This is a genomic window from Novosphingobium pentaromativorans US6-1 (assembly GCF_000767465.1).
GTDB lineage: Bacteria > Pseudomonadota > Alphaproteobacteria > Sphingomonadales > Sphingomonadaceae > Novosphingobium > Novosphingobium pentaromativorans.
On the sequence record NZ_CP009291.1, the window covers coordinates 3254324 to 3267365 of the forward strand.

A 13042-nucleotide genomic window follows, 5' to 3' on the forward strand; every position below is an offset into this window, starting at 1 on the left:
GTGCCTTTAGCCGGGGAGTAGCGCGATAGGCAATCGTCAGCCGAGAATGCCGGGCAGGTCCAGTCCCTTTTCGCGCGCGCAGTCCAGCGCGATCTCGTAGCCTGCATCGGCATGGCGCATAACGCCGCTGGCCGGATCGTTCCACAAGACGCGCTCCAGACGCCTCGCTGCCGCTTCGCTGCCGTCGGCGACGATGACCATGCCGGCATGCTGCGAATACCCCATGCCGACGCCGCCGCCGTGATGTAGCGAGACCCAGGTTGCACCGCTGGCGGTATTGAGCAGGGCGTTGAGCAGGGGCCAGTCCGAAACCGCGTCCGAGCCGTCGCGCATGGCCTCGGTCTCGCGATTGGGGCTGGCGACCGAACCGGAATCGAGGTGGTCGCGGCCGATCACGACCGGGGCCTTGAGTTCGCCGCTCGCCACCATCTCGTTGAAGGCAAGTCCGAGCCGGTGCCGATCGCCCAGGCCGACCCAGCAGATGCGCGCTGGCAGGCCCTGGAAGTGGATGCGCTCGCGCGCCATGTCGAGCCAGCGGTGCAAGTGGGTGTCGTCGGGCAGCAGTTCCTTCACCTTGGCGTCGGTCTTGTAGATGTCCTCCGGATCGCCCGAAAGCGCGGCCCAGCGGAACGGGCCGACCCCGCGGCAGAACAGCGGGCGGATATAGGCGGGGACGAAGCCGGGGAAGTCAAAGGCGTTCTCGACGCCTTCGTCCTTGGCCATCTGGCGGATGTTGTTGCCGTAATCGACCGTGGGCACGCCCGCTTCATGGAAGTCGAGCATCGCGCGAACGTGGGTCGCCATGGAGGCCTTGGCGGCCTTGGCCACCGCTTCGGGTTCGCGTTCCCGGCGCTCGACCCATTCGGCGACGGTCCAGCCCAGGGGCAGGTAGCCATTCACCGGATCGTGGGCGGATGTCTGGTCGGTGAGCAAGTCGGGGCGGATGCCGCGCGCGAACATGTCGGGCAGCACTGCGGCGGCATTGCCGAGCAGGCCGACCGAGACGGCCTTGCCTTCGGTGCGGGCCCTTTCGAGAATCGCCATGGCATCCTCGATGGTTGCGGCGCGATGGTCGAGATAACCTGTGCGCAGACGCATATCGATGCGGCTTTCCTGGCATTCGATGGCAAGGCAGGAAGCCCCCGCCATGACCGCTGCGAGCGGCTGCGCGCCGCCCATGCCGCCCAGACCGGCGGTAAGCAGCCAGCGCCCGGTGAGGTCGCCGCCATAGTGCTGGCGGCCCATTTCTACGAAAGTCTCGTAAGTGCCATGAACGATGCCTTGGCTGCCGATGTAGATCCACGAACCTGCGGTCATCTGGCCGTACATCGCCAGTCCCTTGCGATCGAGTTCGTTGAAGTGCTCCCAGCTCGCCCACTTCGGTACGAGGTTCGAATTGGCAAGCAGCACGCGCGGCGCATCGGCATGGGTGCGGAACACGCCGACCGGCTTGCCCGACTGGATCAACAGCGTCTCGTCGTCCTTGAGGCGGCGCAGCGTCTCGACAATGCGGTCTTAGCTTTCCCAGTCGCGTGCGGCGCGGCCGATGCCGCCATAGACAACGAGTTCTTCGGGACGCTCGGCCACGTCGGGGTGCAGGTTGTTCATGAGCATGCGCAAGGGCGCTTCGGTGAGCCAGCTTTGCGCAGTGCGTTCGGTTCCGGTCGCAAGGACGATCCGGCGCGAATTGTCGAGGCGGGTCATGATCTTCCTTTCGCGAAGTCTAGGCAGGCTTGGATGATCCGGTGCAGCACGGGCAGGACGGCGGGCTGCGTGCCGAGCGCGGCGGGCCAGTTGTCGGGCAAGGGCGCCTCGGGCTCGGTAAGGTAGCCGCGCATCGCGAGTTCCATCTGGATCGCGTGAATGCCGATGTCGGGCGCGCCGTAGTGGCGGGTGGTCCAGCCACCGCGAAAACGCCCGTCGACAACATGGCTGTGCCCGCTGGCAGCGCAGATCGAGGCGACGGCCTCGCGTAGCGCCGGGGAGCAGGTCGCACCGCCATTGGTGCCCACGTTGAATTGCGGCAGCTCGCCTTCGAACAGGCGCGGGACGCGGCTGCGGATGGAGTGGGCGTCATAGACGACGATGTGATCGTGGCGCGTGCGCAGGCGATAGATCTCGTCGCGCAGGGCCGCGTGGTAGGGATCGAACCAGTTCGCCCGGCGCCGTGCGATTTCGGCTTCGTCGGGCCGGGTGGCCGAATAGAGAGGCTCACCGTCGAAGGTTTCGGTCGGGCACAGGCCGGTAGTCGCCTGGCCAGGATAGAGTGAGAGGCCGGAAGGATCGCGATTGCAGTCAATCACCGTGCGCGACATGGCGGTGCGGATCGTCGTCGCGCCCATGTCGCGCACGAAGGCGTAGAGCTGCGCGATGTGCCAGTCGGCATCCTTGCGCGCCAGCCAGGGCGAGCTCAGGCCCGCCTCGATGGCTTCTGGGATCGCCGTGCCGCCATGCGGAAAGCAGACGATCAGCGGTGCATCGCCGCGCTCTATGTCGAGCCAGTCGCTCATGCCACGCCCGGCAGCTCGACGCCTGCCGCCGCGATGATGGCGCCCGAACGGATCAGCGCATTGGCCGCTTCCAGGTCGGGATGAAAATGGCGGTCCGGGCCAAGCGCAGGGACCTTTGCGCGCACGGCGTGCCTGACTGCCTCCAACGCCTCGCTCGACTGTAGCGGGGCATGGAAGTCGCATCCTTGCGCGGCGGCCAGCAGTTCGATGCCGACGACAGCGGTTGCATTGCGGGCCATGGCCACGAGGCGGCGACTCCCGTGCGCAGCCATCGAGACATGGTCCTCCTGGTTGGCGGAAGTCGGGATGGAATCGACGCTGGCGGGATAGGCGCGCTGCTTGTTCTCGGAAACGAGCGCGGCGGCGGTCACTTGCGGGATCATGAAGCCGGAGTTGAGCCCGGGCTCGGGCGTCAGGAAGGCGGGCAGGCCGGACAGCGCGGGATCGACCAGCATGGCAGTGCGGCGTTCGGAAAAAGAGCCGATCTCGCAGATGGCCAGCGCGATCATGTCGGCGGCGAAAGCGACCGGCTCCGCATGGAAATTGCCGCCCGACAGCGCCTCGTCGGTTTCGGGGAAGATCAGCGGATTGTCCGAGACGCCGTTGGCCTCGATAGCAAGGGTCCCGGCCGCCTGCCGCAGCACATCCAGCGCGGCGCCCATGACTTGCGGCTGGCAGCGCAGGCAGTAGGGGTCCTGCACGCGTATGTCGTTCTCGACATGCGAGGCGCGGATCGCCGAACCGGCCATGAGGCAGCGCAGGACATCGGCGGCGGCGATCTGGCCGACATGGCCGCGCAGCGTGTGGATTCGATGATCGAAGGGCGCGTCCGATCCCTTGGCCGCCTCGGTCGATAGGGCGCCTGCGACCAGCGCGGATTGCAGCAGGCGTTCGGCCTCGAACAGCCCCGCAAGTGCCCATGCGCAGGAGAACTGCGTGCCATTGAGCAAGGCAAGACCCTCCTTGGGGCCAAGCTCGGCCGGTTCCAGTCCGGCATCGGCCAGCGCCTTTGAGGCTGCCATGCGTTCACCGCCTGCGAAGACATCGCCCACGCCCAGCATCGTTGCCGCCATGTGGGCAAGCGGCGCGAGGTCTCCGCTCGCGCCGACCGACCCCTGACAAGGCACGACCGGTGTAATGTCCCTTTCGAGCATCGCTTCGAGCAGACCCGCCGTGCGCGCCGAGATGCCCGATGCGCCCTGGGTCAGGCTGGCGAGCTTGAGCGCGAGCATCAGCCGGACGACTTCGACGGGCGTCGGCTCGCCCGTACCGGCGGCATGGCTCAGGACGATATTGCGCTGCAGCTTGGCAAGGTCGGCATCCTCGATGCGGATGCTGGCCAGCTTTCCGAAACCGGTGTTGATGCCGTAGACCGGCTCCCCGCGCGCGACGATGCGGGCCACGGCCTGCGCGCCGCGGGCGATGGCCTCGTTCGCCCCGGCATCGAGGCGGACTCGCGCGCCCCGGTAGATGGCGCGCCAGTCGGCCAGCGGAACGCTGCCGGGCTTCAGGGTAACGGTATTCACTGGCCTCTCCGAATGCGGGCGTGAAGGGGATTGAAGCCGATGCGGTAGACAAGCTCGGCCGGGGTCTCGATGTCCCAGATCGCCAGGTCGCAGGCCTTGCCTGCCTCCAGCGTGCCGATCCTGTGGCCCAGCCCGAGTGCGAGGGCCGAATGACGGGTAATGCCGAGCAGGCATTCCTCGACAGTCATGCGAAACAGCGTCGCCCCCATGTTCATCGCCAGCAGGAGCGACGTCATCGGCGATGTGCCGGGGTTGCTGTCCGTAGCAAGCGCCATGGGTACGCCCGCGCCGCGCAAGGCTTCGATAGGCGGAACGCGGCTTTCGCGGGTAAAATAGAAGGCTCCGGGCAGCAGGGTGGCGACAGTGCCTGAACCGGCCATCGCGGCGACGCCGGCATCGTCGAGCCATTCGAGATGGTCGGCCGAGAGCGCGCCGAAACCTGCAGCAAGGGCTGCGCCGTGCCGGTTCGACAGCTGCTCGGCATGGAGCTTGACCGGCAGGCCGGCCCGGCGCGCCGCTTCGAAGACGCGCCGGGTCTGCGCGGGCGTGAAGCCGATGCTTTCGCAGAAGGCATCGACGGCATCGGCCAGCCCTTCGGCGGCAAGCGCAGGGATCATTTCGTGCACCACGGTATCGATGTAGCCATCGGCATTACCGGCGAATTCCGGAGGCAGGGCGTGGGCGCCAAGAAAGGTTGTTGTCACGCCGACGGCGCGTTCGTCGGCAAGTCGGCGGGCAGCGCGCAGCATGCGCCGTTCGGCATCGAGCGAGAGCCCGTAGCCCGACTTGATTTCGATGGTGGTGACGCCTTCGGCGATCAGCGCGTCGAGGCGGGGCAGGGCACTTGCGACCAGTTCGGCTTCGCTGGCGGCGCGCGTCGCCGCCACGGTCGAGACAATGCCGCCACCGGCGCGGGCAATCTCCTCGTAACTCGCACCGGCGAGCCGCAGTTCGAATTCCTGCGCGCGGTTGCCCGCGTAGACAAGGTGCGTGTGGCAATCGATCAGGCCAGGGGTGATCCAGCGACCCGCGCAATCGACCGTCTCGACAGCTGCGAAGTCCGGAGCCTGCCTGCGCGGTCCCGCATAGGCGATATTGCCGCCGTGCACCGCTACGATGCCGTCTTCGACCACCCCGAGACCGGGCCCGGCCATCGTCGCCAGACGCGCATTCATCCAGACCCTGTCGCACTTCACGAGAATCGCGGCCTCCATTTCGAGAGTGAAATCTTGGCATGGACGTGCAATAATGTATAGACATTAAATCGAGCCGATGGAGTCGCGCCATGAACACGGAAACGGTGCTGCATTTCGAACGCCTGCTCCTGCCCGGCGGCTGGCAGCGCGACGTGCGTCTGGTGCTCGAGGACGGGTTGATCGTGTCGATCACGCCCGATGCCGCGCCGCGGCCCGGCGACAAGCGCCACGCCACCGGACTACCCGGCATGCCCAACCTGCACAGCCACGCCTTCCAGCGCGGCATGGCAGGCGCTGCGGAGTATCGCGGCGGGGGCAAGGACAGCTTCTGGACCTGGCGCGAGGCGATGTACTGCTTTGTCGACCGGCTCGATCCCGAGGCGATGCTGGCCATCGCCGCGCTCGCCTACATGGAGATGCTGGAGGCGGGCTTCACCCGCGTTGGCGAGTTCCATTACCTGCATCACGATCCTGCCGGCCATTCTTACGAAGAACCGGCGCGCATGGCGGTAGCGCTTGCAGAAGCCGCCGCCGAGACCGGGATAGCGCTTACGTTGTTGCCGGTTTTCTATGCGCAGGCAGGCTTCGGCGGGTTGCCTGCCTCACCTCGGCAACGGCGCTTCGTTACCGATCCAGAGAGTTACGCGCGGCTGCTTGATGCCTCGCGGCACGCGCTCGCGGGATTGCACGATGCGCGCCTCGGTATCGCCCCGCATTCGCTGCGTGCGGTCACGCCCGCCGCATTGGCCGAGGTGACCGCGCTGGGGCATGATGGCCCGGTACACATCCATATCGCCGAACAGCAGCGCGAAGTGGACGATTGCCTTGCCTGGAGCGGTGCGCGGCCGGTGCAGTGGCTGCTCGACAATGCCGAGGTCGGACCCGACTGGTGCCTCGTCCACGCAACCCACGTGAACGAGGCGGAGTGGAGGGGCATGATCCTCAGCGGCGCGATTGCGGGGCTTTGCCCCATGACCGAGGCGAACTTGGGCGACGGCATCTTTCCCGCTGCCGCAGCGTTGGCAGGTGGGCTGGGCTTTGGCATAGGCTCCGATTCCAACATCCGGATCGACATGACCGAAGAACTCCGCCTGCTCGAATATGGCCAGCGCCTCTCGCACCATGGCCGCAACTGCCTGACAGAACCGGGCGGAGGATCGACCGGTCGGTTCCTGTATCATGGTGGGGTGGCGGGCGGTTCGCAGGCACTGGCCGCTCCAGCGCCGCTTGCCCCGGGATCGCCGGCCGATCTGGTGAGCCTGCGCGCCGATGCGCCGTCGCTGATCGGGCGCAGCGACGATGCGCTGCTCGATGCCTTCGTATTTTCCGCCGGACAGGGCGCTATCGAAAGCGTGTGGCGGCGTGGTTGCCGGATCGTACGGGATGGCCGCCATGTCCGGCGCGGTGCGATCGTCGATCACTTCGCGCTAACCCTCAAGCGGCTGGCGCAATGACACTGCCGCTGGGCGAACGCATTCGCGCCGAAGTGGAGGCACGCATCGTTTCGGGCGAGCTGTCTCCAGGAGAGCGGCTGCCGACCGAGGCGGACCTGATGGCACACTACGGCTGTTCGCGCATGACGGTGAACAAGGCGCTGTCCGCGCTCGCTGCCGCCGGACTGATCGAGCGGCGCAAGCGTGCCGGCTCGTTCGTGTCCCGGCCTCGGGTGCATTCGATGGTGCTGGACATTCCCGATCTGGCCGAGGAGATCGCGGCGCGGGGACAAGTGCACCAGTATCGCTTGCGCAAGCGCGAGATCACCGAAGGGTCCGACAGTCCTTTCGGGCCGGAGCGAGGGCGGGTGCTGTCTCTGGCAGGGGTTCACTACGCCAACGATGCGGCTTTTGCAGTCGAGCATCGCCAGGTCGACCTGACGGCAGTGCCGGATATCGAATTCGTCGATTTTGCCGAGCAGGCGCCGGGGTCATGGCTGCTGCGGCACGTGCCCTGGGACGAAGCCGAGACGCGCATTGCGGCGGAAGGTGCGGATGCTGAAGTGGCAAGCTGGATGGAGGTTGTGCCCGGTACGGCAACCTTGCTGGTCGAGCGCAGGACATGGCGCGGCAAGGACAGCATCACTTTCGTGCGCCAGCACTTTCGCGGAGATCTCTACGATCTGGTCGCGCGCTTCGGCCAGACGGGCGCGCGGCGAAGCTAGAGGGAGATGCCCGCCCGGACGCGCATCGCATCCGGGCGGGACATCAAGGTCAGAAGCCTGCCGAGATCGAGAACAGGATCGTCGAGTCGGCGATCTTCGAGCCGTCCTTCGACGAGGCGAAGTTCGGCTGCAGGTAGGCGGCATCCGAGCTGGAGATGTCGGTGTCGACATAGGCGACGCCCAGCGTCACCGGGCCAAGCGCGAGATCGGCGCCGAGCGACCAGTCGAGGAATTCACCGGTCGGCGCGATGCTCGTGCCATTGGGGCCGAGGCCCGCGTTGCCGTTGGAATAGCCCAGGTGCGCGCTGAGCGTGAGCGGCGTATTGGGCACGCCGACGCTGGCATCGGACCAGATGTAGACGTTGTCCGACTTGGCACCCGGATTGTCGGGGATGCCGGCGTTGTAGCTGGCGGCGTTGTTGTAGACCTTGCCGAGCGCCTGCTGCTTGGGCGCGTAGGCGACACCGACGAGGAAGTCGGCCGGGCCGAACGTGGTCGAACCCTTGACGTAGACTTCGGCGAAGTCGGTGTCGGAGGCGCCGCCCGGATACATGAACCAGGTCATGCCGACGTCGACGTTGAGGCCGCTGGCGATTTCGGTGGCATAACCGGCGTAGAGGTCGAGCTCCATGTTCGAGCCGCCGAAAGTGCCCCACCCCGAGAGATTGGACGCCCAGGTGCCAGCGTAAAGGCCGCTCTCATGTTCGACGTTGATACCGCCCTGTACTGCCATTTCCTCGTCGGTCTGCGAAACGCCGCGGAAACGGTAGTCGGAAACGAGAGCGACTTCGCCCGAAACGGTGATCGGGCCGGGAACTTCCTGCGCAAGGGCAGGGGACGCCGTGCCGAGCAGGCTGGCGGCGGCAAGACCGGCAACGCCGGAAAGCAGACGAAACTTCATAGTTGGAACACCCTCATGTTGACTTGTGTCTTCGTGTCCCTTCCTGCGGCCGCCTCGTCGCCTGTCGTTTCGTGACGCAGGTGTGTCGTGGCGGACTATCCACTCCTATGCGCGAGACTTGTCCGCAGCCTTGCCTGTTTGTGACAAAGTGTTTCGCACCTGCAGCATGGATATGCGGCGGGCGGGTTTCTGGCCGGTCGATGGTCTGGGGTCTGCAGGAAAGAAGCGGGCGGGCACCCGTGCGCGTGCCCGCCCGCAGATGGCGGCCGGACGTGGAGGTGTCCGGCCGCTCAAGGTCAGTTGTGTCAGGTTGCCAGCGGCAAAGGCTTCAGGATCGAGGCCGGTCCGGTCACCCTGTCCTGATGGCCGCGCTGGCGCCGGCGGGAGATCCACTCGCTGAGCGTTTCCGCCGTCGTGTGGTCCATGGCGCGCACCCGATCGAGATCGAGGTGGACGGGCCGGTCGGCGGGCTGGCGCTCCAGCACCGCATTGAGCCGCGTCAGGCCGAGGAAGGTGGCCGCGCCGTGCAGTTCGAGACGCGGTCCGGCCTCGTCCTCGTGTTCCTGGACCTTGAGGCCGAGGTCACGGCCGTGGGGCAGGAGTTCGACCAGCGACAGGCCGAGGCCGACAAGCACGCCGGTCAGGAGGTCGGTGGTCACCACCAGGATGAAGGTCACTGCCCAGATCGCAGCCGGCAGGTAGCCGTGGGCCTTGAGCAGGTGCTGGACATGCTTCAGGCTGACGAGGCGCCAACCGGTGACGACGAGCACGCCGCCCAGGGCAGCCATCGGCACTTCGCGCAGCAGCCAGGGCAGCAACGCGACGAAGCCGAGGATCCAGGTACCGTGCAGGATCGTCGACAGGCGGGTCTTGGCGCCGGCCTGCACATTGGCAGAGCTGCGCACGATCACACCGGTCATCGGCAGCGCGCCGACCATGCCGCACAGGAAGTTGCCGATGCCCTGCGCCCGCAACTCCTTGTTGTACTCGGTACGCACGCCGTCGTGCATGCGGTCGACCGCAGCGGCCGAGAGCAGCGTTTCGGCACTGGCGATGAAAGCGATGGCCACGGCGGCAATGATCAGGCTCGGATTGGCAAGCGGGGCGAACCAGTCAGCGCTGGTGGGCAGCGCGAAGGCCGAACCGATCGAAGCGGGTACCTCGATCCGTGCGACGCCCAGGCCCAGCATCCATGCCACGGCAGTGGCAGCGACCACGCCGAGCAGGGCGCCCGGGACGAGAGCCATCGACTTGGGGCGCAGCTTTTCCCAACCCAGCATGATGACGATGGTCAGCAGGCCAAGGCCCAGCGCCAGTTCGGTGGCGGACACGCTGGAGAGATCGAGACCCAGAACCCGGGCGGGCATCATCGCGATGTTCTCCAGCCCGCTCGACATCGGCTTGGCGTCGAACAGGATGTGGAACTGGCCGATCACGATCAGCGCGCCGATACCGGCGAGCATGCCGTGGACGACGGCCGGGCTGATGGCGCGGAACAGGCCGCCCATCTTGAGCGCGCCGGCTACCAGCTGGATCACACCGGCCAGCAGCAGGACCGGGCCGAGCGCTTCGAGGCCGTTTTCGCGGACGAACTCGAAGACGATGACGGCAAGGCCTGCGGCTGGGCCGCTGACCTGCAGCGGCGAACCGGCGAACAGGCCCACGATGATGCCGCCGATAATACCGGTGACGAGGCCCTTTTCAGGCGGCACGCCCGAAGCGATGGCAATGCCCATGCACAGCGGCATGGCGACCAGGAAGACCACGATCGAGGCCGTGAAGTCGCGCGCGAAGAAGGCGAAAGGCCCACTGCGCGTTTCGGCGGCAGCGCTGCTCATTCCGCGGCCTCGGCCAATTCGGTGGCGATGCGGGTGCGAGCCTTGAGCGCGACCGGCAGTTCGCGATCCTCGCGCAGGGCCACGAATTCGCCGGTATCGCCGTCGAGTCCGAGGACCTGGCCGGCGTGGATGTCGACGAACCAGCCATGCAGCGACATTTCGCCGCGGGCAATGGCCGCCGCGACCGAGGGGTGGGTGCGCAAGTGGGCGATCTGCGCGATCACGTTCTCAAGGCTGATGGCCCGCACACGTTCACGCTCGCCCAGTTCGGGGTGGCAGGTGCTCACGATGTGCTCGGCCGCCGATCCGTGACGCAGCCATGCCGCGACATTGGGCATCTTTTCGAGTCCTACCGGGTTGCTCAGTGCCTTCATCGCGCCGCAGTCGGAGTGGCCGCACACGATGATGTCGCGCACGCCGAGGGCCGCGACGGCATATTCAACGGTGGAGGATACGCCGCCATTCATCGTCGCGAAGGGCGGGACGATGTTGCCGGCATTACGGCAGACGAACAGGTCGCCGGGCTGGGCCTGCATGATCTGTTCGGGGACGATGCGCGAATCCGCGCAGGAAATCATCAGCGCCTTGGGCTCCTGGCCGTGGGTTGCCAGCTTGCCGAACAAGTCGCTGCTTGCGGGGAAGATCGTCTTCTCGAAACTGAAGACGCGGCCGATCAACTCGTTCACGTTGCTCACCTTTCCTTGGGTAGAATCGTCCTGCGGGATTTCCCCTCAGGTTCTTCTCCAAGAGCTAGGTGGCGTGATTGTCCGTCATCGTTCGCGAACGTTACGAAGTTTTGCTGCGGTGCAGCGCCTCGTCATTCGGGCGCAAGCGGAAGGCGGACGGTCGCGCGAAGACCGCCGTCGCGCCGATTGCGCAAGTCGAGCGTTCCGTTCTCCGCGCGCACGGCCTTCTGGACGATCGGCAGGCCAAGTCCCATTCCCGCGGTGTCGCGGGTGCGCGCCGTATCGAGGCGCACGAAAGGCTGGAGCGCATCGGCGATGCGGTCCTCCGGGATGCCTGGGCCATCGTCCTCGACGACGACTTCCGCGCCGTCGCCGTCGCGGCGCACGGTTACCCGGACGTTGCCGCCATAGTGAACGGCGTTCTCGATGAGGTTGGAAAGCGCGCGCCGGATAGCCACCGGCCGGGCCTTGATGACGACGCCGGGTGTGCCTTCGAACCGGGCGTCGGCGCCATGGTCGGCAGCAGTGTCAACGAGCGTCTCGGCCATGATCGAGAGGTTGATGCGTTCGGAGGGAATCGTTTCGCCGCCATTGTCGATATAGGCCTGAATCGATTCGATCAGCATGCGCATCTCGTCGATGTCGTGGGAAATGCCTTCGCGCACTTCGGGGCCGATGCTGCCGTCGTCGAGGCGCAGGCGCATGCGCGACAGCGGCGTCTTGAGGTCATGCCCGATCGCCAGCATCGTCTGCGTCCGGTCGACCAGCGACTGGTGGATGCGTTCCTGCATGTCGTTGAGCGCGCGGATCAGCTGGCGCATCTCGTCCGGTCCGCGCTCGGGCACGGGCTGGGGCGGTCCAGAGCCCAGTTCCCGGGTTGCGCCGATGACAGAGCGCAGCGGCTTGAGCGTGGCGCGCAGCAGCACCCAGGCGAGGGCGATGAGGAGCAGCGTAGGCAGGACCATGCTGAGGAGCCGCCCGGCGGTCAGCTTCCAGGCGGCATTGGCGTGAGTGTGGAACTTGAGGATGCTGCGGTCCGACAGCAGGATCGAACCGCCGATGTTGCCTTGGCCGGGTAACTCCTCAAGGTGCAGTTCGATGTCGCCCGTGGCAAGCGTGGGTTCGATCTCCACGACTTGCGCGCGCAAGTTGGCAAGGCCCAGCGACCCGCGCTTGCGATCGGTCGGCGGCGACCAGTCGAGTGAGAAGCGATCCGTGCTGAGCGCTGCGGCGATGGGCGCGCGTTCGATGGGCGGCGCGCGCTCGATGGCGCGTGTCGCGAGCACCAGGTTCTCGGCAATCCGCTCGGCGTCGTCGCGGCGCAGTTCGAACGAGTTGACCCGTTCGAACAGCACCGTGTTGGCGATGATGTCGACGACGAGGACGAGCAGGAGAACGGCAAGCAGGCGCTCTGGCAAGCCGAGGCGCCGGAACAGTCCCATGCCGCGCGAGAGCATCAGGTACGGGTCACTTCCGCCCTGAACATGTAGCCGACGCCGCGCACCGTGACGATCGGCGACTCCTTGTCTTCGGTCTGGAGCTTGCGACGCAGTCGGCTGACGAGGACGTCGATGCTGCGATCCGAGCTGTCGCCGATGCGCGAGCGCGACAGCTCCATCAGGCGCTCACGCCCGAGCACCCGCTGGGGATAGCCCAGGAAGGTGGAGAGCAGGTCGAATTCGGCGCCGGTCAGATCGACCATGACGCCGTTCGGCGCGCGCAGTTCGCGCCGCGCGAGCGAAACCTGCCATCCATCGAAGTAGATCAGTTCGGGCGCGCGGCCGTCTGCGGGGCTTTCGATCGCGCCTTCGTAGCCGCCCCGGCGCAGGACGGCGCTGACTCGGGCGGCCAGTTCGCGGGTACTGAACGGCTTGGGAAGATAATCGTCGGCGCCGAGTTCAAGCCCGAGCACGCGGTCTTCCTCGCTGCCCTTGGCGGAGATGAAGATGATCGGAATGTCGCTTTCACGGCGCAGGCTCCGGAACAGGTCGAAGCCGCTGGTGCCCGGCAGCATGATGTCCAGCACGATGAGCTGGACCTGGGTTTCGCGCAAGGTGACCCACATCTCCGCCCCCGTTGCCGCGGTCAGCACGTTGAAACCGCTCTGGCGCAGGGCCCGGGCGGTCAGCGTGCGAAGCGCGCCATCGTCTTCTACAAGAAGGATGGTGGGGGGCGTGGTGATCATGTCGTGGGGGGATCTGATTCTGTGTGCGAACGTCATCGTCTC

At 66.5% G+C, this 13042-nt stretch carries 10 protein-coding genes and 1 pseudogene; 2 read left to right on the forward strand and 9 right to left on the reverse strand.

Annotated features, from left to right (window positions below):
• Positions 1–36 precede the first annotated feature (36 nt).
• From hutU to hutI, 4 genes and pseudogenes are all read right to left on the reverse strand, one after another.
• A pseudogene (gene hutU / locus JI59_RS15195) lies at positions 37–1704 on the reverse strand (urocanate hydratase).
• Positions 1701–2510, reverse strand: coding sequence for an N-formylglutamate deformylase (hutG, locus tag JI59_RS15200; RefSeq protein ID WP_007011796.1), 810 nt, complete (start codon positions 2508–2510; stop codon positions 1701–1703). The pseudogene hutU and the gene hutG overlap by 4 nt, the downstream one beginning before the upstream one ends.
• Positions 2507–4036: a histidine ammonia-lyase gene (gene hutH / locus JI59_RS15205; protein ID WP_007011795.1), complete on the reverse strand. Its 1530-nt coding sequence runs from the start codon at positions 4034–4036 to the stop codon at positions 2507–2509. Before hutH ends, hutG begins: the two co-directional genes overlap by 4 nt.
• Complete coding sequence (gene hutI, locus JI59_RS15210) at positions 4033–5232, reverse strand: imidazolonepropionase (RefSeq protein WP_038577708.1); 1200 nt, start codon at positions 5230–5232, stop codon at positions 4033–4035. Before hutI ends, hutH begins: the two co-directional genes overlap by 4 nt.
• An 89-nt stretch (positions 5233–5321) precedes the next feature.
• Here hutI and JI59_RS15215 point away from each other — a divergent pair, with 89 nt between their 5' ends.
• Both JI59_RS15215 and JI59_RS15220 read left to right on the forward strand, forming a co-directional pair.
• Positions 5322–6686: a formimidoylglutamate deiminase gene (locus JI59_RS15215; protein WP_007011793.1), complete on the forward strand. Its 1365-nt coding sequence runs from the start codon at positions 5322–5324 to the stop codon at positions 6684–6686.
• Entirely contained in the window at positions 6683–7390 is a 708-nt protein-coding gene (locus JI59_RS15220; protein ID WP_007011792.1) for a GntR family transcriptional regulator, read from the forward strand. The genes JI59_RS15215 and JI59_RS15220 overlap by 4 nt, the downstream gene beginning before the upstream one ends.
• Positions 7391–7439: 49 nt before the next feature.
• Here JI59_RS15220 and JI59_RS15225 read toward each other — a convergent pair whose 3' ends face one another.
• The 5 genes from JI59_RS15225 to JI59_RS15245 all read right to left on the reverse strand — a co-directional run bounded on the left by JI59_RS15225 (position 7440) and on the right by JI59_RS15245 (position 13000).
• Entirely contained in the window at positions 7440–8291 is an 852-nt protein-coding gene (locus JI59_RS15225) for a TorF family putative porin (RefSeq protein WP_007011791.1), read from the reverse strand.
• Between the two features lie 305 nt (positions 8292–8596).
• On the reverse strand, positions 8597–10129 hold the full coding sequence (locus JI59_RS15230) for a SulP family inorganic anion transporter (RefSeq protein WP_007011790.1): 1533 nt from the start codon (positions 10127–10129) through the stop codon (positions 8597–8599).
• On the reverse strand, positions 10126–10815 hold the full coding sequence (locus JI59_RS15235) for a carbonic anhydrase (protein ID WP_038577710.1): 690 nt from the start codon (positions 10813–10815) through the stop codon (positions 10126–10128). The genes JI59_RS15230 and JI59_RS15235 overlap by 4 nt, the downstream gene beginning before the upstream one ends.
• Positions 10816–10946: 131 nt before the next feature.
• A complete protein-coding gene (locus tag JI59_RS15240; RefSeq protein ID WP_007011788.1) occupies positions 10947–12272 on the reverse strand; it encodes an ATP-binding protein in 1326 nt (441 codons plus the stop codon).
• Positions 12272–13000, reverse strand: a complete 729-nt coding sequence (locus tag JI59_RS15245) for a response regulator (protein ID WP_007011787.1) — start codon at positions 12998–13000, stop codon at positions 12272–12274. The genes JI59_RS15240 and JI59_RS15245 overlap by 1 nt, the downstream gene beginning before the upstream one ends.
• Between the last annotated feature and the right edge of the window lie 42 nt (positions 13001–13042).